Origin of the sequence: Cryobacterium sp. 10S3 (assembly GCF_034344045.1) — a bacterium.
In the GTDB taxonomy this organism is placed as follows: domain Bacteria; phylum Actinomycetota; class Actinomycetes; order Actinomycetales; family Microbacteriaceae; genus Cryobacterium; species Cryobacterium glucosi.
In genome coordinates this window covers 3333497-3352426 of record NZ_CP133773.1, presented here as the reverse complement: position 1 = coordinate 3352426, position 18930 = coordinate 3333497, and the positions used below count along the sequence as shown (strand labels likewise).

Sequence of the window (18930 nt, the reverse complement as noted above, 5' to 3'; positions counted from 1 at the left end):
GACGTTGAAATGGCACGTCAGATTCCGATTGGAGCGCGGCTCCGCGCAGCCCGGCAGGCCAAGAACCTGACCCTGGAGGCGGTCTCCACCGCGGCGGGAGTCACCTCGGGGTTTCTGAGCCGCATGGAACGCGACCAGGTGTCGCCCTCGGTTTCCTCCCTCGTCGCGATCTGCGATGTCGTCGGTCTCCGGGTGGGAGAACTCTTCGAGGCGCCGGCCACCCAGATCGTCCGTGCCGGTGAGGGGGCGCCGATCAACTTCGGGGGCCAGGGCGCCGAGGAGTTCCTGCTGACGCCGGGGGTGCAGACCCATATGCAGGTGATCCACTCCCGCATCCAGCCGGGGGGTTCGGCGGGCCCGGACCTCTACGAACTGGAAAGCGAGGCGGAGTTCGTGCTCGTCCTGGCCGGTTCTCTCGAGCTGGTCATCGGCGAAGACGTCTTTCTCCTGGCCACGGGTGACGCGATGACATTCCGCGGCAGGGATCCGCATCGCTGGCGAAACCCCTCGCCGGCGGACGCCTGCGAAGTCATCTGGATGCTCGCCCCGGCGCCGTAGACGCACATCGCCGGCTCGCGTCCGCAGGCTTGCCCCGGCACCGCGCCTCAGCCGGGCAGGGGTTGCCTCAGTGCGCCGAGCCGGCTGCCGTGGCCGCAGGCACCTCGACGAGCCGGCCGGTCGTCACGTCGTAGATGTAGCCGTAGACCGGGATTCCCTCGGGAACGAGCGGATGCGCCTTGATGCGTTCGACGTCCTCCAGAACGCTCGACGCCTGGTCGGAGATCGTCAGCCAGTCGACGTACTTCGCCTCCGCCGAACCCGGGCCGGTGCCGACGTCGTAGAAGCCGGCCTCGCCGAGGGCGGCCGTCTCCAGGCTGTTGGCGAGCAGTCCACGGATGACTTCGTCGGTGAAGAATTCCATCCCGCAGTTGGTGTGGTGGATGACGAACCATTCCTTGGTGCCCAGGAGCTTGTAGGAGATGACGAGCGAGCGGATGGCGTCGTCGGAGGCACGCCCGCCGGCGTTGCGGATCACGTGCGCGTCGCCTTCGCTCAGACCCGCGTACTTGGCCGGATCGAGGCGCGCGTCCATGCAGGTGAGGATCGCGAAGCCCCTGGCCGGCGGCAGGGCGAGCTCTGACTTGTCGCCGAATGCTTCGGCGTATGCGCTGTTTGCGGACAGGACTTCTTCGAGAACGGTCATGGATGCGTCCTTCACGATGGGGGTAAGCCGCCTCGGCTGGCGGACTTTGTGAAAGCGTAGTCAGCGATGCCGGAGCGGAAAGCCTTTGTTGCGCATTGTTCCGGGGAAGTCGTCCACTGCGTTGTCGGGCGGTAGCTGACGTGCATATCGCAAGAACTCGCGCCTTGATCCTGGTCGCAGCTCACATATAAGTTCTCCGGCCATTTCAGCTGACCGGGAAGCTCGGAAGGCGTCGTCGGTTTGATTCCCGCTCCCGCCACACTGACCCGGACTCCGTCGGAAGTCCGGGTCATTCTTTGCCTGAGAGGGGGTCAGTAGGACCCGGCAGCTCCGGTCGGGATGGCGCCGGCGAGCAGCGCCGCGCTGCCGGAGACGCCGAGGCGGCTCGCGCCCGCTTCGATCATGGCGAGGGCGTCGTCGAAGCTGCGGACTCCGCCCGACGCCTTCACCTGGGCCCGGTCGCCTACTGTCTGCTTCATCAGGCGCACCGCATGCACGGTGGCCCCGCCGGCGGGGTGGAAGCCGGTGGAGGTCTTGACGAAGTCGGCGCCCGCGGCCACGGACGCTTCGCACACGGCGACGATCTCGGCATCGGTCAGCGCCGCGGATTCGATGATGACCTTGAGCACCTTCGGTGCTGGGACGCTGGCACGCACGGCGGCGATATCGGCCTGCACGTCGGCGAAGCGGCCGGCCTTGGCCGCGCCGATGTCGATGACCATATCGATCTCGTCGGCGCCTTGCGCGATGGAGAGGGCGGCCTCGGCGGCCTTGATGATGCTGTGGTGCTTGCCACTGGGGAAACCACAGACGACCGCGACCTTGAGGTCGGCCCCTTCCGGGATGGTGAGCGGCAGCATGGAGGGAGAGACGCAGACAGAGTAGGTGCCGAGTTCTATGGCCTCGGCAACGAGGGCGGTGACGTCGGCGGTGGTGGCCTCCGGCTTGAGCAGGGTGTGGTCAATACGGCGGGCGATGCTGATGGTGTCGACGAGGGAGGTTGTCATGGGTGGGTCCTTAGCTGGTGACGAGTTCGGGGGAGATGTGCAGCGCGGTCGATGCGCTGAATTCCTCGATCGAGACGACGCGACCGTCCAGGTCCAGTCGGCGAAACCAGGCATCACCCCGACCGGCTTCGATGGCGATGTGGGAGGTTCGGGAGATTCGGGAGCGGAGCGCTGTGCGCAGCACCGACCCTCTGAGCCTGTGATCTGCCCAGACATTCACTCTACGCTGGACGGCATGCGTTCAACCGGAGCCGTCGACACCGAGGTGGTTCTCCTCCGGCGAGGACGACGACTCGAATATGTCACCCTGGGCTGGAACGTCGTTGGGGTCGCCATCCTGGCCGTGCTCGGCGTGACCGCATCGTCTGTCGCCCTGGTCGGATTCGGACTCGACAGCCTCATCGAGATCGGTGCCAGTACAGTCGTGCTCTGGGAACTGTCCGGCACGGGGGAGACTCGTCAGCAGCGTGCGCTGCGGATGATCGGTGTCGCGTTCGTCGCGCTCGCCGCATACCTCTCCGTGCAATCGACCGTGGCCCTGGCGTCGAACCACCATGCGTCGCCGAGCGTCGCCGGAATCGTCTGGACGGGCATAACGGCCGCTGTCATGTTCGCACTGGCGTTCGGGAAGGCCCGGACCGGCCGCGCCCTCGGAAATCCCGTGCTCGTCACGGAAGGCCGAGTCACTCTGATCGACGGTGTGCTGGCCGTCGCCGTACTCGCGGGGTTGGTCCTCGACCTCGTCCTCGGCTGGTGGTGGGCCGATCCACTCGCCGGCTATGTGATCGTCTACTACGCGGTCCGTGAAGCCATCCACATATTCCGGCCATGATCCCGTTCTTGTCGGTCGCCTGGTCGGTCCCCGTATCGGCTGCTGTGGCTTTTGGGCCGTAGCGATAGCTGCGGCGGCCGGACAATGTAGCAGTCCAGTGAGGGGGACCCGCCGGTTCTAGAACGGTGTCGGGTCGTCGGGGTCTTCGGGTGTGGGGTCGAGGTTCCAGACGTCCACGATCGGGACCGGTGGTTTCGGTGCGGGTTTCGGTTTCCGGGGTGGTCTCATGTCGGCGGAGGGTTCGACGATGTAGCTGTACCCGGCGGGTGAGGTCCATTCGATGCGGCCGTCGCCGAGGTGCCTCGGCGACCACCGTGTGTAGCTCTTCACCGCGTGGTGATACGGGCAGAGGTGGGCGAGGTTCATCGCGTCGGTCTCCCCGCCGTGCTGCCACTCCGCACTGTGGTCGAGGTCTGATCGTTTGGCGGAGCGGCGGCACCCGGGGAAGGTGCAGGTTTCATCCCGCACCTCGAGCCACTTTTTCAAATCGGCCGGTGGCTTGTAGGTGTCCCTGCCCATGGACAGCACGACGCCGGTTTCCGGGTGGGTGAGCAGCCGGGTGAAGCTCGGCGCACCCGCCGCGAGACGCCGGGCCGTGTCGGGGTCGATCGGTCCGTACCCGGCGAGGTACCCGGGCTCCTCGCTCTTCCCCAGCAGGGTCAGCACCGGGACGGTGACGTTGACCTGCGCGGCCACCCCTTTGCCCAGTCCATCCGGGGTGATCCCGCCGATCAGGACGTCGGTGAGCACATCGGCCGCGATCTGGGTCAGGGTGCGTGACTCCTCCGGGCCCTGCAGGGTCAGGGCGGTGTCGAGGGTGCGGTGGTAGGCGGCCTGCACCTTCTCGGCATCCCCGGTCAGGTACAGCGACGCCATGCCGTCGTTGAGGGCCTGGAACACCACATGCCGGTCTTCGACGCTTTTCTGGTGCCTCGCGGTGATGGTTTCCGGGTGGGTGCGTTCCCGCACCCTTCGGGCCCGGTCGGCGAGCTTCGCCACGGTCAGCACTTCCGCGTCGGGCACGAGGACTTCCTCGAACACGGCGCGGGCCCGGGCGGCCGCTTCCGGGTCATCATCGACCCGGATACCCCAGGCCTGCTCCATGATCACCTGGGCGTGCCGGTAACTGATCGCCCCGGAGGCCAGAGCGTCCCGGGTTGCGGGGAGGTCTTCGGCGAGGGTGCGGCTGGCTTCGATCAGGGTCTCCGCCGTCCGGCGCGGGAGCCGCAGCAGAGCGCCGACCTCGCACGTGAACTCCTCTTTCGTGGCTTCCTCCGGAGACCACGGCGGGCGAGGCCCACCGGCGCGTTCAGCGGCCTCCGCCCGGGCCCGGCCGACATCGGCGAGCACCCGTTGGGCGGTGTAGACCGCGGCCGCCCGGCGAGCGGTGGCCTGATTGATTTCCCGGTCCGCGTCCCGGATCGCGTCATAGAAATCGGCGAGGGGCGGCTCCACAAGGCTCAGATGCCGGGGGTTCAGGTACGGGTCGGGAGGGGTCCCGGGCGGGGGTTCCGCCGTGCTTTCCGAACGAATAGTTGAGGGTTCTTCAGCTGTCATACCGGTCACTCTACGGACCATCACCGACATTCCACCGGCATCCGCACGCCCGCAAATCACCTGTGGATAACCCGGTCAGAAGCACTTTGTTGAGGAGTGGCCGTCTCGGAAACCGGTAGTCTCGCCGACGTCGCGAGTGTGGTCGCCCATGCGTCTGAGAGACTGTGCGGATGAATACTTCATCACCGGAGAACGGCTCGAGGGCGGGTGCCCTCGCCAACCGGGGAGTCCAGGCGGCGCTGGTGTCCGCGGTGCTGTTCGGTGCCGGGACACCGCTCGCCAAGATCCTCCTCGGCGAGGTCAGTCCGTGGATGCTGGCCGGCCTGCTGTACTGCGGCTCCGGGATCGGCCTCGGCCTGATCCGGGTCGTTCGCCGGTCGCCCCGGGTGCGGCTCAGCCGCGCCGAGTGGGTGCCGCTGTCGGGTGCGATCCTGTTCGGCGGGATCTTCGGCCCTGTGCTCCTGATGCTGGGCCTCTCGAACATGCCGGCCTCGGGCGCATCGCTGCTGCTGAACGCCGAAGGTGTCTTCACCGCACTCCTGGCCTGGTTCGTCTTCACAGAGAATTTCGACCGGCGCATCGCCCTCGGAATGCTCGCGATCGTTGCCGGGGCCGTCATCCTGAGCGCTCCCGGCGGGGCGAACTTCGGAAGCGCCTGGCCGTCCCTCGCCATCCTCGGCGCGTGCCTCTGCTGGGGCCTCGACAACAACCTCACCCGAAAGATCGCACTGACGGATGCGACGTGGCTCGCCGCCGTCAAGGGTTCCGTCGCCGGCCCGGTCAACCTGGCGCTCGCCTTCCTCCTCGGTGCGCACCTCCCGGCAGCTGGAAACATCGCTGCGGCCCTCGTCGTGGGGTTCTTCGCCTACGGCATCAGCCTGGTTCTCTTCATCGTCGCAATGCGCCATGTGGGTACGGCGCGGGCCGGGGCGTACTTCTCGATCGCGCCATTCTTCGGCGCGGTGCTGGCCATCATTCTCGGTGACGCCGTGACGTGGCCTCTCGTCATCGCCGGCTTCCTGATGGCTGTCGGGATCTGGCTTCACCTCACCGAGCGCCACGAGCACGAGCACACGCACGAACCGATCACGCACGACCACTGGCACACTCACGATGAGCATCACCAGCACGACCATGCCGAGCCGGTCTCGCCGGGAACCTGGCACAAGCACGAACACACGCACCAAGCCATCACCCACACGCACGAGCACTACCCGGACATGCACCACCGGCACGAGCACTGAGCCTGACAGATTCCGATTCGGCCGTTTCCTCGGTCCGCATCGCCGCGCTGAGCGTACCGTGAGGAGGGAGGGACCGTCGCGGCTTCGCCGAAGAAGCTGCACCCTTGACAACGATGTTGGCGGATCCACTCAACCAAGGAGGATACCGCTACGTCAATCCTGACTGTCCCAACGATTAAGACTGCACCACCAGCATCCGCTGCACCCGCCTCTCCGGCGCCGCCCCGCGCATCCGTTCGATATCGCCGCCTGTTCGAACCGACGAACCTCGGGTCGATGGAGCTCAAGAACCGATTCGCGATGGCGCCGATGGGGCCCCTCGGTTTCTCAGATGCGGAGGGCGGCTGGAATTCGCGCGGCATCGAGTACTACGTCGCGCGAGCCCGCGGCGGCGTCGGGCTCATCATCACGGGAATCACGCCCGTCACCAACCCGGCGGAGAAGTTTCCGAACGGCAGCGTGCCGATGCCGATGCGGAATCCCGGTGCGTTCCTCCGCACCAGCCGTGAACTCGTCGAGCGGGTGCACGCCTACGACGCCAAAATCATGCTGCAACTCGGCGCCGGCTTCGGTCGGGTCATCATGACCGCCTTCCTCCAGGGCGGCGCGCAGCCGGTCGCGCCGTCGCCGATCAAGCATCGGTGGTCAGAGGCCATCTGCCGCGAGATGACGGTCGAGGAGATCCACGCGACGGTGCGGAGCATGGGCGATTCCGCGGTGCTCGCCCAGCGCGCCGGGTTCGACGGCGTGCAGATCCATGCCGTGCACGAGGGGTACCTCCTCGACCAGTTCGCGACCTCCTTCTATAACCAGCGCACGGATGCGTACGGCGGAAGCCTCGACAACCGGTTGCGCTTCGCCCGCGAGATCGTCGACGAAATCAAGGAACGCTGCGGCGCCGACTACCCGGTCACGCTGCGATTCAGCCCCAAGTCGTTCGTGAAGGACTGGCGAGAGGGCGGCCTTCCCGGGGAGGACTTCGTCGAGAAGGGTCGCGACCTCCCGGAAGGTCTCGAGGCCGCGCGCCTCTTCGAGGAGTACGGATATGACGCCCTCGACATCGACGTGGGCACCTACGACTCCTGGTTCTGGAACCACCCGCCGATGTACCAGAAGAAGGGCCTCTACGTGCCCTTCGCCAAGGCGGTCAGCGATGCGGTCGGCATCACGGTCATCTGCGCCGGCCGGATGGACGACCCGGACATCGCGCTCGCCGCGGTCGAGGACGGCGCGACGGACCTCGTCTCGCTCGGCCGCCCACTTCTGGCCGACGCCGACTACGTCAACAAGCTGCACAGCGGGCACCAGAACCTGATCCGCCCGTGCCTCTCCTGCCAGGAGGGGTGCATGGGCCGGATCGAAGCGTTCGCCGCCATCAACTGCGCGGTCAACCCCCAGTGCGGACGCGAAGCCGAATGGCGCCTGCACCCGGCGCTCCGGGCCAAGAACGTGATGATCGTCGGCGGCGGGGTCGCCGGCTGCGAGGCGGCCAGGGTGCTCGCGTTGCGCGGGCACGTGCCCGTCATCTATGAGGCCTCCGCTGCCCTCGGCGGAAACCTGATTCCGGGAGGTGTCCCCGATTTCAAGGAGGACGACCTCGCGCTGATCCGCTGGTACGAGGCCACGCTCGCCGAGCTCGGAGTCGAGGTGCACCTGAATGCGCCGGTCGACGAGACGATGATCGAGGCATCCGCCGCGGACGAGATCATCGTCGCCACCGGTTCGGTGCCACGGCTCTTCGCGCTGCCGGGCGGCGTGCCGGTGTTCTCGGCCGCCGACGTGCTCGAGGGCGTCTCGGTCCCGGGCGCGACAACCGTGATCGTCGGAGGCGGCCTCGTCGGGTGCGAGCTCGCCCTGCACCTCGCCGACCACGGGGTGAACGTCACGATCGTCGAGCAGGCCGAGGACATCCTCGACGTGTCCGGGCCGCTGTGCGAGGCGAACCACATGATGCTGCACGAACTCATTCCGTTCAAGGGCATCGCGACGGTGACGTCGGCCACGGTGCTGCGTGCGACACCGCAGGGCGTCGTCGTGGTCGTCGGCGGCATCGAGCGGGAGATCGCGAGCGAATCGGTGATCCTCTCGGTCGGCTACGCCTCGAACAACACGCTGTACCGGAGCATTCTCGATTCCGGCAAGGAGATCCACCTCCTCGGCGATGCCCGCAGGGTGTCGAACATCATGTACGGGATCTGGGACGCCTTCGAAGTCGCCTCCGGCCTGTAGGCGGCGACCTTCGCGCACCGAGCGCGGGTGTTGCGCCGTTCCGCTGGTGGTGCGCCACCCGCGTTGCGGCGGAGCACCCGCGCTCGGTGCGTCCGGCACGCCCGCGGCACTGTCCTAGCCATTCCTGTGGAACACTAGTATGGTAGTAGTCTAAGCAACCAGGGACCATCCGTCTCGGGACGAGCTCCATCCCCAGGAAGGTGGCGACAATGACCGTCGCACACGCACCAGCACAACCCAAAGCACACGCCGGCACGTACAAGCTCGTCCCGGAGAATAAGGGCAAGACGCTCGAGCAGATCCAGGTCGAACTGACAACGGCGGGAGCCAAGAACTGATGCTGATGCTCACGACCGAAACCATGCAGAACCTCGCCGCGTTCGAATCGGCCGGTATCACCGTGCCGCACTTCGACCGCGCCGCGGTCACGCGAGCCACCACGGCGAACCCGGCCTGGATCCACTTCGGCGGCGGGAACCTGTTCCGCTGCCTGCACGCCTCGCTGCAGCAGCGACTGCTCAACGCCGGTGAGAGCGAGACCGGAATCGTCGTCGTCGACACCTACGACGACGAACTGATCGAGACGATCTACCAGGGTCGCGACAACCTCTCTTTGACCGTCGTGATGAAGGCGAACGGGGACATCGAAAAGGAACTGATCGCGAGCATCACCGAGAGCCAGTACCTCGCGGAGTCGAACCCGGCCGGCACCGCGCGGGTCAGGGCGATCTTCGCGAACCCGAGCCTGCAGCTCGCCACGGTCACGATCACCGAGAAGGGCTACAACCTGAAGGGCCCGGACGGCGAACTTTCCGGGCTCATGCTGGGGGACATCGAGGCGGGCCCGGACCACGCGCGGCACACCATGGCGCACCTGGCCTCGCTTCTCCTCGAGCGCTACCGGGCCGGCGCGACCCCGATCGCGATGGTCAGCACCGACAACTTCTCGCACAACGGCGAGAAGCTCCGCGACGCGATCCTCGTGGTCGCCCGGGCCTGGAAGGACAGGGGCTTCGTCGACGACGGGTACCTCGGCTACCTCACCGACCCGGCGAAGGTCGCATTCCCCTGGAGCATGATCGACCGGATCACGCCGGGCCCGTCGGCCTCCGTCGCCGGCGAGCTGCAGGCAGCGGTATTCGGCGACACCGAGATCCTCGTCACGCAGAAGCACACGACGACGGCGCCCTTCGTGAACACCGAGGAAGTCAACTACCTCGTCGTCGAGGACACCTTCCCGAACGGCCGTCCGCCGCTCGAGAAGGCCGGCGTGTACTTCACCGACCGCGACACCGTCAACAAGGTCGAACGCATGAAGGTGTGCACCTGCCTCAACCCGCTGCACACGGCCATGGCGATCTACGGATGCCTGCTGGGCTTCACGTCGATCGCCGACGAGACCGCAGACGCCGACATTTCGGCCCTGATCACGGGGATCGGCTACCGCGAGGGGCTCCCCGTCGTGACGAACCCCGGCATCATCGACCCGAAGAGCTTCCTCGACCAGGTCGTGGGGGAACGGCTGCCGAACAAGCGCATCCCGGACACCCCGCAGAGGATCGCCTCCGACACCTCGCAGAAGGTCGGCATCCGCTTCGGCGAGACGATCAAGCTCTACCGGAACACTGGCGCCGCCGACGATCTGACGTTCATTCCGCTCGCCATCGCCGGCTGGTGCCGCTACCTGCTCGCACTCGACGACGGGGGAGAGCCGTTCGAGCTGAGCCCGGACCCGATGAACGAGCACCTGCGCCGGTACGTGAGTGACATCAGGCTCGGGGACCCGGCAAGCGTCGGCCGGCGGCTGCATCCGATCCTCTCCAACCGGGACATCTTCGGGCTGAACCTGTACGACACCGGACTCGGTGCGCGGATCGAGGGGTACGTCGAAGAACTCGTCGCGGGCCCCGGGGCGGTTCGCAGCACGCTGCACAAGTACGCGAGCACCACAAGCAACAGCACCACAAGTAACACAGAGGAGACAGCATCATGCAAATGACATTCCGGTGGTTCGGACCCGACGACGACAAGATCACGCTCGGGCAGGTCCGGCAGATTCCGGGCGTCGAAGGTGTCGTCGGCGCCCTCTACGACGTCCCGGTCGGCGAGGTCTGGCCCAAAGCCAAGATCGCCCAGCTGAAAGCACAGATCGAGGAAGCCGGGATGAGCCTCGAGGTGATCGAGAGCGTCAACATCCACGACGACATCAAGATCGGGCTCCCGAGCCGCGACGCGTACATCGAGAACTACAAGGAGACCATCAGGAACCTCTCCGAGTTCGGCATCAAGGTCATCTGCTACAACTTCATGCCGGTCTTCGACTGGGTGCGCACCGAGCTGGCCAGGACGCTTCCCGACGGTTCGACGACGATGGCCTATGACCAGTCCATCGTCGACACCATGGACCCAGAGGGCATGGCTGCATCGGTCGAGGGCGACTCGAACGGATACGTCATGCCGGGCTGGGAGCCCGAGCGCATGAAGGGCCTCAAGGCCCTGTTCGCCCAGTACGCGGATGTCGACGAGAAGAAGCTCTCCGACAACCTGCGGTACTTCCTCGAGGCGATCATCCCGACCTGCGAGAAGTACGACATCAAGATGGCCATCCACCCGGACGACCCGCCCCGGCCGATCTTCGGCCTCCCCAGGATCGTGAAGAACTTCGACGACCTCAAGGCCATCGTCGAAATGGTCGACAGCCCGCACAACGCGCTGACCCTCTGCACCGGCAGCCTCGGTGAGAATCCGGAAAACGACGTTCCCGCGCTCATCCGCTATTTCGCCGGTCGCGACCGGGTGCCGTTCGCCCACGTGCGCAACATCAAGCACCTCGGCAACGACAACTTCGAGGAGGCCGCGCACCTCTCGGAGATGGGTTCGCTCGACATCTACGAGATCATGAAGGCCTTCCACGACGTCGGCTTCGACGGGTACATCCGTCCGGACCACGGCCGGATGATCTGGGGCGAGACCGGGCGCCCGGGCTATGGCCTGTACGACCGTGCGCTCGGAATCGCGTACCTCAACGGGCTGTGGGAAGCCATCGACAAGGCCTCCAGGGCCTGAGCCGCCCGGTTGGTGGGCCCGGACTTCCGGGCCCACCTGACTGCGCCGTACCATGCAAGAACACCAGCGCCTCATACTAGAAAGATGACGATGGATTCGGGAGCGTTTCGGGCCAGGCCCGCGACCACACGGCGCAACGCCCGCACGCACGCCCTCGAGATCATCCGCCAGAAGATCATCACGCTCGACCTGGCCCCCGGCACCCGGCTGTCCGAGAACGAGCTCGCCGGCCAGCTCGGGCTGTCCCGCACCCCGATCCGCGAGAGCCTCATCCTCCTCGCCGAGGAGCAGCTCGTCTTCGTGGTCCCTCAGGTCGGAACGCTCGTCGCGCCGATCCTGCTCTCCGAGATCGAGACGGCCCAGTTCGTGCGGGAATCCCTCGAGCTCGCTGCCCTGAACGAGTCGGTCGCCCGCGCGACGCCCGACGACATCGCCGAACTGAACGCGATCATCGACGCTCAGCGGATCGCGGACAGCCGCAAGACCCAGTCCGGCTTCTTCACCCTCGACGAGGAGTTCCACGCGACCCTGATGGGCATCAGCGGCCACGGCTCCGCCTGGCGGACCGTCGCCCAGGCCAAGGCGCACCTCGACAGGGCGCGGCACCTGTCGTTGTCCTTCACCGGGATGAGCGTGTTGATCGACCAGCATCAGGTCATCACCGACTCGCTCGCGGCGGGCGATGGGGATGCGGCCGCGAGCGCCATGCGGGAGCACCTGCGCCGTGTCTTCAACGACATTGCCGCAGTGCGGCAGACCAACCCGGAGCTGTTCACCCTCGACCCGTCCCAGTAGGCGCGCGGGACGCCGGCCAGGTGGCACGCCGGGTCGCCAGGGGCATCCGCTGCCCGGTCGCATAGACTCGCGTCTATGCGAACAGACCTTGCCGGCCCCGATCCGGACGCGCTGCGGCCGCTCGACCGCGCGGCCGCCGAGGACATCGCCCGGGGCCTGCGCGCGATGGCCGACCCGACCCGGGTGCAGTTGCTCGGCATGATCGTCGGCCGGCCGGACGGCCGCGCACTCGTCGGCGAACTCGCCACGGCACTCGGACTGAGCCAGCCGACCGTCAGCCATCACATGCGCATCATGACCGAGGAAGGCCTGCTCGCCCGGGATCAGGTCGGGCGTCAGGTCTGGTATTCGGTCGTGCCCGAGCGGGTCGGCGACGTTCTCGAGACGACCAGGAGCGACACCGACCCGATCGCGGCCGTCGTGGCCGCGCCCGTGCTGGCGCGCATCACGGACGACCTCGCGACCCGGTTCCGGGGCACGTTCGCGCACGAAACCGTCGGCCGATACGTGCGGGAGAGCTACGAACTCCTCGCCCGGCAGGCGAAGATCACCCGCTATCTTCCCTCGTTCACGGCGCGCTTCGCCGGCGACCGACTGCAGTCGCTGGCCGCGGTGGATGGCCGGAATGCGACGAACGGTCTCTTCGCGACGGACGCGTCCGACGCGTCGGGCGCGTCGGGCATTCCGGGTTCTCCAGGCTCTCCGGACGTTCCCGACGTTCCGGACGTTCCGGACGTGCTGTTCGTCTGCGTTCAGAACGCAGGACGATCCCAGCTCGCCTCGGCCATTCTGCGGTCGCTCGCGGGGGATCGCGTGCGGGTCCTGACGGCAGGGTCGGCTCCGGCCGGCCGGGTCAATCCGATGGTCGTCGCCGCGCTCGACGAGATCGGCGTTCCCCTCGCGGGCGAGTACCCCAAGCCGTTGACGGACGAGGTCGTCCGGGCGGCGGACTACGTGATCACGATGGGCTGCGGCGACGCGTGCCCGGTCTATCCCGGCCGCACGTACCTCGACTGGGACCTCGCCGACCCCGTCGGACTCCCGATGGAGGGCGTCCGGGCGATTCGCGACGAGATCGAGGCGCGGGTCAAGGCCCTCCTCGCCGACCTCGACCGGATGCGGCTGCCCACGACCTGAGTGTGCCCTCCGAGATGTACCTTTTCCGGTCGAGAGCCACCGGCAGAACGGGAACACTCGACCGGAACGGTGCATCTCGACCGTCCATCTCACGGTGGCAGGCAGCGGCAGGGCGCATGGAACAATGACGTATGACCGTGCGGGCTTCGAGGTGGCTGATCGTACTTGCGGCCGTGTGCTTCGGGACGACGGGCACCGCTCAGGCCCTCGGCGCCCTCGGCGGTGCCCAGGCGAGTGCGACGTCTCTCGGCGCGGCGCGCATCGTGTTCGGCGGCGCGCTCCTGGCGATCCTCGCGTTCGCGGTGGCGCTCGCTGAGCGCCGGAGGCGGTCGGCCGGGGCCGACCGCGACGGCGACAGCGACCGCGAGCCGGGGCGCGTCCGCGGCCGGCTGCGCGGCTCGAGCGTGGCGCTCGTGCTCCTCGGGGCTGCGGGCGTTGCCGCGTACCAGCCGGCTTTCTTCACCGGGACCGCGCAGAACGGGGTCGCGGTCGGCACCCTCGTCGCGCTCGGATCCGCTCCCGTGCTGACGGGACTGCTCGAGTGGGGCTGGTTCCGCCGGCCCCCGGGCATCCGCTGGGCGTGTGCGACGTTCGTTGCGGCGACGGGGGTGGCAGCGCTCTCCGGGCTCTACAGCGGGGGAGGCGGCCCCGTGACGGCGCTCGGGATCGCGGGCTCACTCGGTGCGGCCGCGTCCTACGCCGTGTACACGCTGAGCACCAAGCTGCTCCTCGATCGCGGCTGGTCGCCCACCACAGCCATGGGCGCCACCTTCGGTACGGCCGCCGTGCTGATGCTGCCCGTGCTTCTCGCAAGCAATCCGGCCTGGCTCGCCCAACCGGCCGGGCTGGCGACGGCCGCGTGGCTCGCGGTCGTGACGACGGCCCTCGCATACACCCTGTTCGCCCGCGGATTGCGGGGCCTCCCGGCCTCGCAGGTATCGACACTCACGCTTGTCGAACCCGTGACGGCGACCGCACTCGGAATCTTTCTGCTGCACGAGGACTTCACTCCCGCGACCATCTGCGGCATCCTGCTGCTTGTGACGGGACTCGCGATCCTTACGGTGCCCCGGCGGATGCCGGTGCGGGCCGGGTGAGGTCCCTGCCGTACTCGAGCCGCAGTTCCAGTTCGTTCATGACCAGGGCGGCGAGGTCGCCCAGGGTCTCGATCTCGGCATCCGTCACGGTTCTCGGCTCGAAGTCGAGCACGCACAGCGTGCCGAGGTTGAATCCGTCCCGGGTGCGCAGCGGAACGCCCGCGTAGAACTGCAGGCCGAAACCACCGGAGACCAGGGGATTCGCGAGGGCGCGGACATCCGTGCGCGCATCTTCGATCACCCAGGGCCTGTCCTGCATGATCGCCGAGGCGCACAGGCCAGGGTCTCGGGAGATCTGTTCGAGGTCGAGCCCGGCATGGGACTTGAACCAGATCCGGTCCTGGTCGACGATGCTCATGATGGAGATCGGCACCGAGAAGATCCTGGCGGCGAGTGCCGTGATCCGGTCGAAGGTTCCGTCCGGAGGCGTGTCGAGGATCTGCAGGCGCGCGACCGCAGCCATCCGCCCTGCTTCGTCCGTCACGAGGGGACTGGTTTCCTCGCCCCGGTGCCTGCCCGTCTCCGTGATCACGGCCTGGCGGAGCGCGAGCACCACCTCGCCGATGTCCGGCCGGTCGGCGGGGTCCCTGGCGAGCATGGTGGACAGCAGGTCGCGCCAGGCCGGCGATATCGACGCCGGGATCACCGGATCGCGCAGGAGTCGGGCGACGGCCGCCGGAACCGGCTGGCCGGGAAAGGCGAGTTCCCGGGTGAAACACTCGAGGAGCACCAGTCCGAGAGCGTAGATGTCACTCGGCGGTCCCACTTCCTCGCCTCTGGCCTGCTCCGGGCTGAGGTACGCCGCCGTTCCCGACGTCATGCCGCCGTTGGTCAGGCGCTCACTCGCCGGGGACAGCGCGATGCCGAAGTCGGTGAGCTTGGCGCGCGCCCGGAACCGGCTGCTGTACTGGGCGAGGAGGATGTTCGCCGGCTTGATGTCCCGATGCACGATGCCTCGCCCGTGGATATACTCGAGGCCCTCGGCCAGGTCATAGCCGACCTGGGAGATGTTCCGCACCGACAGCGGACCTTCGAGGAGTCGCTCCCGGAGGTCGACGCCGTCGATGAGCTCCATCACCAGGAAGATCTGGCGTCGGTCGGGCGTGGCCCGGTGCACACCGACGTCGAAGAGCGTCACGAGGCTATGGTGACTGAGGCTTGCAAGCACGTTGATCTCGGCCTGCTGGCGCTGGATGTCGTCCTGTTCGATGGCGACGGTCGTGAATACCTTGATCGCGACATCCCGGCCGAGCCTGTTGTCGGCGGCCCGGTAGACGGACGCCATGCCGCCGCGTCCGATCAGCTCCTTGAGCTGGTAACGGTGGCCAAGAAGCCCTGTGGGTTTCGCGGTCATCTGACCCTGTCAGTGTCGAGGTTTCGGTTCGCCGGGATATCCCGAACCTGGCAAATTCAGATCAGCGGGTCGCGCTCGGTCGTCTGCCGGGTGATCTGTTCACCGCTGGCAGGATCGACGGCGGACCGAGTCGTTGAAACGGACTGTCGCCGCCGCGTGATCAGCACGATGCCGAGGATGACTCCGACAAGTCCGGCGAGCATCAGGATGTAACCGATCGTCTTCAGGTCGATTCCTGCGACCTGGAGATCGACGGCGAATGCAAGGATCGCTCCCACAACAAGGAGGAAGATTCCGGCGCCAATGCTCATCGTGTTGTCCATTCTTCGGGATGCGGCGAGGCCGAGTCCGAGCGATCCGGTGTCGTACAGTTGCATCAGATTAGCCTAGGTACACCGAAAAGAGAACCGGTGGGCGCGCTCAGAATCCACGGTCCGCCGGCAGTCCGGCGGGTCCGGACGAGGCGGGGGCACTCGTCAGGACCTCGGGGAGGACGCTGCCGATCCAGCTTTCCGCGGTCCACCCCGTGAGCGGCGAACCGGTGACGACGATCGTGCCGGTATTGCTGAGCGGATTGTCCGACACGTAGCCGGCGTGGAGGTTGCTGCAGGAGTACCCCGTCCAGGCGCGCAGGATCGCTCCGTGGCTGACGAAGGCGACGGTCTCGTGCCCGAGATCGTCGGCCTCCGTCACGACCCGGTCGAACCGGGCGAAGGTGTCCCTGCCGGACTCTCCTCCGGGCATCACGGTGTCGAGGTCGCCGTTCGCCCAGGCCAGGAACGTCGTGCAATAGGCGTCAACGGCTGCCCGGTCGTGGCGGCCCTCGAGGTGGCCGGCTGCGACCTCGCGGATGTCCTCGCGGACGCGGGCCTCGAGTCCCCGTGCCGCCGCGAGCGGTGCCGCGGTCTGCTGGGTGCGTACGAGGGTGGAGACGTAGAGGGCGTCGATCGTCACCGATTCGAGGGCGGCCACGAGATTCCCGGCCTGCTCACGGCCGAGCGGCGTGAGGTCGGCGCCGGGGTGCGCGGTATCGAGGAGACCACCGACGTTGGACACCGTCTGGCCGTGCCGGATCAGGATGAGGCGCATGGTTACCTTTCGGGACGCCCGGTCGTCGGGCATCCGCTTCTAGGATGCCCAACGACCGGCCCTCGCAGAAATCAGACGGTGAGAGGAGTCAGCCAGGTCAGCTCCGATCCCTCGCCCTCGATCAGGTCGCCGAGGGCTGCGTTGAACACGGCCCCGTAGGCCGCCGTGATGTGCGCCTGGAACGCTTCGGCGTCGCGGTACACCTCGTACACGAAGAACTCGAGCGGGTCCGAAACGCGGCGGTGCGGGTCGAAGGTCACGTTGCCCGGCTCCCGGCGAACGTCGACGGTCAGGCCGGCGAGGAGCGCGGCCACCTCGTCCCCGCGGCCGGGGAGGGCGGTGAATTCGGCGTACAGGGCGACGGGCTCGCCGGGATGCGTGGGCGGTGTGATGGTCATGCCTTCCTGGCCCCGGTCATGATCGCGACGGCATCCGTCATCGAGTGCGACTGCGGCGTGATCGTCGCGGCGCACTTGCCGAGGCGCTGGATGTGGATACGGTCGGCGACCTCGAACACATGCGGCATGTTGTGGCTGATCAGGATGACCGGGATGCCCCGGTCGCGGAGGTTCTTGACCAGCTGGAGCACCTGGTTCGACTCGCGGACGCCGAGGGCCGCCGTCGGTTCGTCGAGGACGACGACCTTGGAACCGAATGCCGCCGCGCGCGCGACGGCGACCGCCTGGCGCTGACCGCCGGAGAGGTTCTCGACCGCGACGGTGACGTCCTGCAGGGTGCTGATGCCGAGGTCGGCCAGCTCCTGCCGCGCACGCTTCCGCATGCCCTTCTTGTCGACCATGCGGAACACCGAACCGAGCAGGCCCGCACGCCGCAGTTCACGGCCGAGGAAGAGGTTCGAGGCCACGTCGAGGGCCGGGGATACGGCGAGGGTCTGGTAGACCGTCTCGATGCCGGCGGCGTGCGCGTCCTGGGGCCGCTTGAACTGCACGGGCTTCCCGTCGAGGGTGATCTCGCCCTCATCGGCGACTTCGGCGCCGGTCAGGCACTTGATCAGGGTGGACTTGCCCGCACCGTTGTCGCCGATGATCGCGAGGACCTCGCCGGGGTAGAGCTCGAGGCTGACCCCGTCGAGGCCGACGACGCGGCCGTAGGTCTTGACGAGCTTCGTTGCCGTGAGGATCGGCTCTCGGACCACGGACGGTCCTGCGGCCGACGATGTGCTGCCATCGAGGAGGGTCATTTGCGTACCTTTCGAATCCACTGGTCGACGGAGACAGCAAGGACGATGAGCACGCCGACCGCGAAGGTCTGCCAGAGCACATCGAGTCCGGCGAGGGAGAGCCCGTTGCGGAAGACGCCGACGATGAGGGCGCCGAGCAGGGTGCCCCAGATCGTTCCGCGGCCGCCGAAGAGGCTCGTGCCGCCGATGACGACGGCGGTGATCGAGTCGAGGTTGAGGTCGGTGCCCGCGTTCGGCGAGGCCGCGTTACTGCGGCCGATCTGGATCCAGGCGCCGATCGCGAGAATCGCCCCGGCGGCGAGGTAGACGCTCATGAGTACCCGGCTGACGCTGATGCCGGCCAGGCGGGCAGCCTCCTTGTCGTCGCCGACGGCGTAGACGTGCCTGCCCCATGCGGTCTGGGAGAGGATGAAGGCGATCACGACGTAGAGGACGAGCATCATCAGCACGCCCATCGTGAAGTTGACCCCGCCAATGGAGAACGTGGTCCCCGTCCAGGTGAGGAGGTCGGGCATGTCGCCGCCGCGGACCGTCGCGCCGTTCGAGTACAGCAGCGTGAGCGCCACGAAGACGTTGAGGGTGCCGAGGGTGACGATGAACGGGGGAAGCCGCAGCCGCGTCACGAGGAAGCCGTTCAAGGCGCCGGCCGCGAGTGCGACGAGGAGCCCCGCGAGCAGGCCCACGACCGGCGAGACGCCGTTCTGCACCGTGAACTGGGCGATCACCATCGAGCTGAGCACCATCACAGCGCCGACGGAAAGGTCGATGCCCGCGGTGAGGATGATCAGGGTCTGGGCGATGGCGAGGGTGCCGACGACGGCGACCTGCTGTGTGATGAGCGAGAGGTTGGCCGGGTTGAGGAACCGCTCGTTGAGCATCCCGAACACGATGATCGCGATGACGAGCACGACGGCCGGGCTGATCGCCGGGTAGCGGTGCATGAGGCCGCGCAGCCGGCTGAGGGGAGTGGTGCGGTCGAGGAATTCCTCGGCCAGGTCATGCGGGCCCGTTGCCGGGTTCGCGGTTTGGGTGGGCTGGGTCACGATGGGCTCCGGTTTCCTAAACGCCTACAGGGAAGCCCCGTGGGATGCCGGAATCGATTCTCGGCACCCCACGGG

At 67.4% G+C, this 18930-nt stretch carries 20 protein-coding genes; 10 read left to right on the top strand and 10 right to left on the bottom strand.

Going from position 1 to position 18930, the window contains the following annotated elements; genetic code table 11:
* The first annotated feature begins 9 nt into the window (after positions 1–9).
* Positions 10–558, top strand: a complete 549-nt coding sequence (locus RHM57_RS15585) for a helix-turn-helix domain-containing protein (protein ID WP_134448812.1) — start codon at positions 10–12, stop codon at positions 556–558.
* 67 nt (positions 559–625) lie between these two features.
* On the opposite strand, the gene RHM57_RS15580 is transcribed toward RHM57_RS15585, so the two are convergent.
* From RHM57_RS15580 to RHM57_RS15570, 3 genes are all read right to left on the bottom strand, one after another.
* On the bottom strand, positions 626–1204 hold the full coding sequence (locus tag RHM57_RS15580) for a carbonic anhydrase (RefSeq protein WP_322188587.1): 579 nt from the start codon (positions 1202–1204) through the stop codon (positions 626–628).
* A 311-nt stretch (positions 1205–1515) separates the two neighbouring features.
* Complete coding sequence (deoC, locus tag RHM57_RS15575; RefSeq protein WP_322188585.1) at positions 1516–2211, bottom strand: deoxyribose-phosphate aldolase; 696 nt, start codon at positions 2209–2211, stop codon at positions 1516–1518.
* 10 nt (positions 2212–2221) lie between these two features.
* The gene (locus RHM57_RS15570; protein ID WP_166787281.1) at positions 2222–2395 is read right to left on the bottom strand and encodes a hypothetical protein; all 174 of its coding nucleotides are present in this window, start codon (positions 2393–2395) and stop codon (positions 2222–2224) included.
* 51 nt (positions 2396–2446) lie between these two features.
* On the opposite strand from RHM57_RS15570, the gene RHM57_RS15565 reads away from it, so the two are divergent.
* The gene (locus RHM57_RS15565; RefSeq protein ID WP_134446647.1) at positions 2447–3043 is read left to right on the top strand and encodes a cation transporter; all 597 of its coding nucleotides are present in this window, start codon (positions 2447–2449) and stop codon (positions 3041–3043) included.
* A 117-nt stretch (positions 3044–3160) separates the two neighbouring features.
* On the opposite strand, the gene RHM57_RS15560 is transcribed toward RHM57_RS15565, so the two are convergent.
* Positions 3161–4600: an HNH endonuclease signature motif containing protein gene (locus RHM57_RS15560; protein ID WP_322188583.1), complete on the bottom strand. Its 1440-nt coding sequence runs from the start codon at positions 4598–4600 to the stop codon at positions 3161–3163.
* Between the two features lie 170 nt (positions 4601–4770).
* On the opposite strand from RHM57_RS15560, the gene RHM57_RS15555 reads away from it, so the two are divergent.
* The 8 genes from RHM57_RS15555 (at position 4771) to RHM57_RS15520 (ending at position 14168) form a co-directional block, all read left to right on the top strand.
* Positions 4771–5844: a DMT family transporter gene (locus RHM57_RS15555; RefSeq protein WP_322188581.1), complete on the top strand. Its 1074-nt coding sequence runs from the start codon at positions 4771–4773 to the stop codon at positions 5842–5844.
* Between the two features lie 174 nt (positions 5845–6018).
* Positions 6019–8073 (top strand): FAD-dependent oxidoreductase, encoded by a 2055-nt coding sequence (locus tag RHM57_RS15550; RefSeq protein ID WP_416173115.1) that lies wholly within the window; start codon positions 6019–6021, stop codon positions 8071–8073.
* 209 nt (positions 8074–8282) lie between these two features.
* Positions 8283–8411, top strand: coding sequence for a hypothetical protein (locus RHM57_RS15545; protein WP_255454104.1), 129 nt, complete (start codon positions 8283–8285; stop codon positions 8409–8411).
* 5 nt (positions 8412–8416) lie between these two features.
* Positions 8417–10072 (top strand): mannitol dehydrogenase family protein, encoded by a 1656-nt coding sequence (locus RHM57_RS15540; RefSeq protein ID WP_322188578.1) that lies wholly within the window; start codon positions 8417–8419, stop codon positions 10070–10072.
* Positions 10063–11139, top strand: a complete 1077-nt coding sequence (uxuA, locus tag RHM57_RS15535; RefSeq protein ID WP_134446652.1) for a mannonate dehydratase — start codon at positions 10063–10065, stop codon at positions 11137–11139. Before RHM57_RS15540 ends, uxuA begins: the two co-directional genes overlap by 10 nt.
* 84 nt (positions 11140–11223) lie before the next feature.
* Positions 11224–11934, top strand: coding sequence for a GntR family transcriptional regulator (locus tag RHM57_RS15530; protein ID WP_241975479.1), 711 nt, complete (start codon positions 11224–11226; stop codon positions 11932–11934).
* A gap of 75 nt (positions 11935–12009) precedes the next feature.
* Complete coding sequence (locus tag RHM57_RS15525; RefSeq protein WP_322188575.1) at positions 12010–13071, top strand: metalloregulator ArsR/SmtB family transcription factor; 1062 nt, start codon at positions 12010–12012, stop codon at positions 13069–13071.
* 131 nt (positions 13072–13202) lie between these two features.
* Positions 13203–14168 carry a DMT family transporter gene (locus RHM57_RS15520; protein WP_322188573.1) on the top strand — a complete coding sequence of 322 codons (966 nt, stop codon included), beginning with the start codon at positions 13203–13205 and terminating at the stop codon, positions 14166–14168.
* On the opposite strand, the gene RHM57_RS15515 is transcribed toward RHM57_RS15520, so the two are convergent.
* The 6 genes from RHM57_RS15515 to RHM57_RS15490 all read right to left on the bottom strand — a co-directional run bounded on the left by RHM57_RS15515 (position 14131) and on the right by RHM57_RS15490 (position 18855).
* On the bottom strand, positions 14131–15522 hold the full coding sequence (locus tag RHM57_RS15515; RefSeq protein WP_134446655.1) for a protein kinase domain-containing protein: 1392 nt from the start codon (positions 15520–15522) through the stop codon (positions 14131–14133). The genes RHM57_RS15520 and RHM57_RS15515 overlap by 38 nt on opposite strands.
* Positions 15523–15578: 56 nt before the next feature.
* A complete protein-coding gene (locus RHM57_RS15510; protein ID WP_416172960.1) occupies positions 15579–15899 on the bottom strand; it encodes a DUF6458 family protein in 321 nt (106 codons plus the stop codon).
* A gap of 43 nt (positions 15900–15942) precedes the next feature.
* Positions 15943–16611, bottom strand: coding sequence for a histidine phosphatase family protein (locus RHM57_RS15505; protein ID WP_134446656.1), 669 nt, complete (start codon positions 16609–16611; stop codon positions 15943–15945).
* 71 nt (positions 16612–16682) lie between these two features.
* Positions 16683–17009 (bottom strand): putative quinol monooxygenase, encoded by a 327-nt coding sequence (locus RHM57_RS15500; RefSeq protein ID WP_134446657.1) that lies wholly within the window; start codon positions 17007–17009, stop codon positions 16683–16685.
* Positions 17006–17812, bottom strand: a complete 807-nt coding sequence (locus RHM57_RS15495; RefSeq protein WP_134446658.1) for an ATP-binding cassette domain-containing protein — start codon at positions 17810–17812, stop codon at positions 17006–17008. Before RHM57_RS15495 ends, RHM57_RS15500 begins: the two co-directional genes overlap by 4 nt.
* Positions 17809–18855 carry an ABC transporter permease gene (locus RHM57_RS15490; RefSeq protein ID WP_241975475.1) on the bottom strand — a complete coding sequence of 349 codons (1047 nt, stop codon included), beginning with the start codon at positions 18853–18855 and terminating at the stop codon, positions 17809–17811. Before RHM57_RS15490 ends, RHM57_RS15495 begins: the two co-directional genes overlap by 4 nt.
* Between the last annotated feature and the right edge of the window lie 75 nt (positions 18856–18930).

Bases quoted from the DNA above. Each gene is read 5' to 3' on its own strand.
- RHM57_RS15520 (WP_322188573.1), top strand. From the start codon at position 13,203: ATGACCGTGCGGGCTTCGAGGTGGCTGATCGTACTTGCGGCCGTGTGC.
- RHM57_RS15585 (WP_134448812.1), top strand. From the start codon at position 10: ATGGCACGTCAGATTCCGATTGGAGCGCGGCTCCGCGCAGCCCGGCAG.
- RHM57_RS15565 (WP_134446647.1), top strand. From the start codon at position 2,447: ATGCGTTCAACCGGAGCCGTCGACACCGAGGTGGTTCTCCTCCGGCGA.
- deoC (WP_322188585.1), bottom strand. From the start codon at position 2,211: ATGACAACCTCCCTCGTCGACACCATCAGCATCGCCCGCCGTATTGAC.
- RHM57_RS15515 (WP_134446655.1), bottom strand. From the start codon at position 15,522: ATGACCGCGAAACCCACAGGGCTTCTTGGCCACCGTTACCAGCTCAAG.
- RHM57_RS15505 (WP_134446656.1), bottom strand. From the start codon at position 16,611: ATGCGCCTCATCCTGATCCGGCACGGCCAGACGGTGTCCAACGTCGGT.
- RHM57_RS15555 (WP_322188581.1), top strand. From the start codon at position 4,771: ATGAATACTTCATCACCGGAGAACGGCTCGAGGGCGGGTGCCCTCGCC.
- RHM57_RS15500 (WP_134446657.1), bottom strand. From the start codon at position 17,009: ATGACCATCACACCGCCCACGCATCCCGGCGAGCCCGTCGCCCTGTAC.
- RHM57_RS15525 (WP_322188575.1), top strand. From the start codon at position 12,010: ATGCGAACAGACCTTGCCGGCCCCGATCCGGACGCGCTGCGGCCGCTC.
- RHM57_RS15560 (WP_322188583.1), bottom strand. From the start codon at position 4,600: ATGACAGCTGAAGAACCCTCAACTATTCGTTCGGAAAGCACGGCGGAA.
- RHM57_RS15495 (WP_134446658.1), bottom strand. From the start codon at position 17,812: ATGACCCTCCTCGATGGCAGCACATCGTCGGCCGCAGGACCGTCCGTG.
- RHM57_RS15530 (WP_241975479.1), top strand. From the start codon at position 11,224: ATGACGATGGATTCGGGAGCGTTTCGGGCCAGGCCCGCGACCACACGG.
- RHM57_RS15580 (WP_322188587.1), bottom strand. From the start codon at position 1,204: ATGACCGTTCTCGAAGAAGTCCTGTCCGCAAACAGCGCATACGCCGAA.
- RHM57_RS15540 (WP_322188578.1), top strand. From the start codon at position 8,417: ATGCTCACGACCGAAACCATGCAGAACCTCGCCGCGTTCGAATCGGCC.
- RHM57_RS15545 (WP_255454104.1), top strand. From the start codon at position 8,283: ATGACCGTCGCACACGCACCAGCACAACCCAAAGCACACGCCGGCACG.
- uxuA (WP_134446652.1), top strand. From the start codon at position 10,063: ATGCAAATGACATTCCGGTGGTTCGGACCCGACGACGACAAGATCACG.
- RHM57_RS15510 (WP_416172960.1), bottom strand. From the start codon at position 15,899: ATGCAACTGTACGACACCGGATCGCTCGGACTCGGCCTCGCCGCATCC.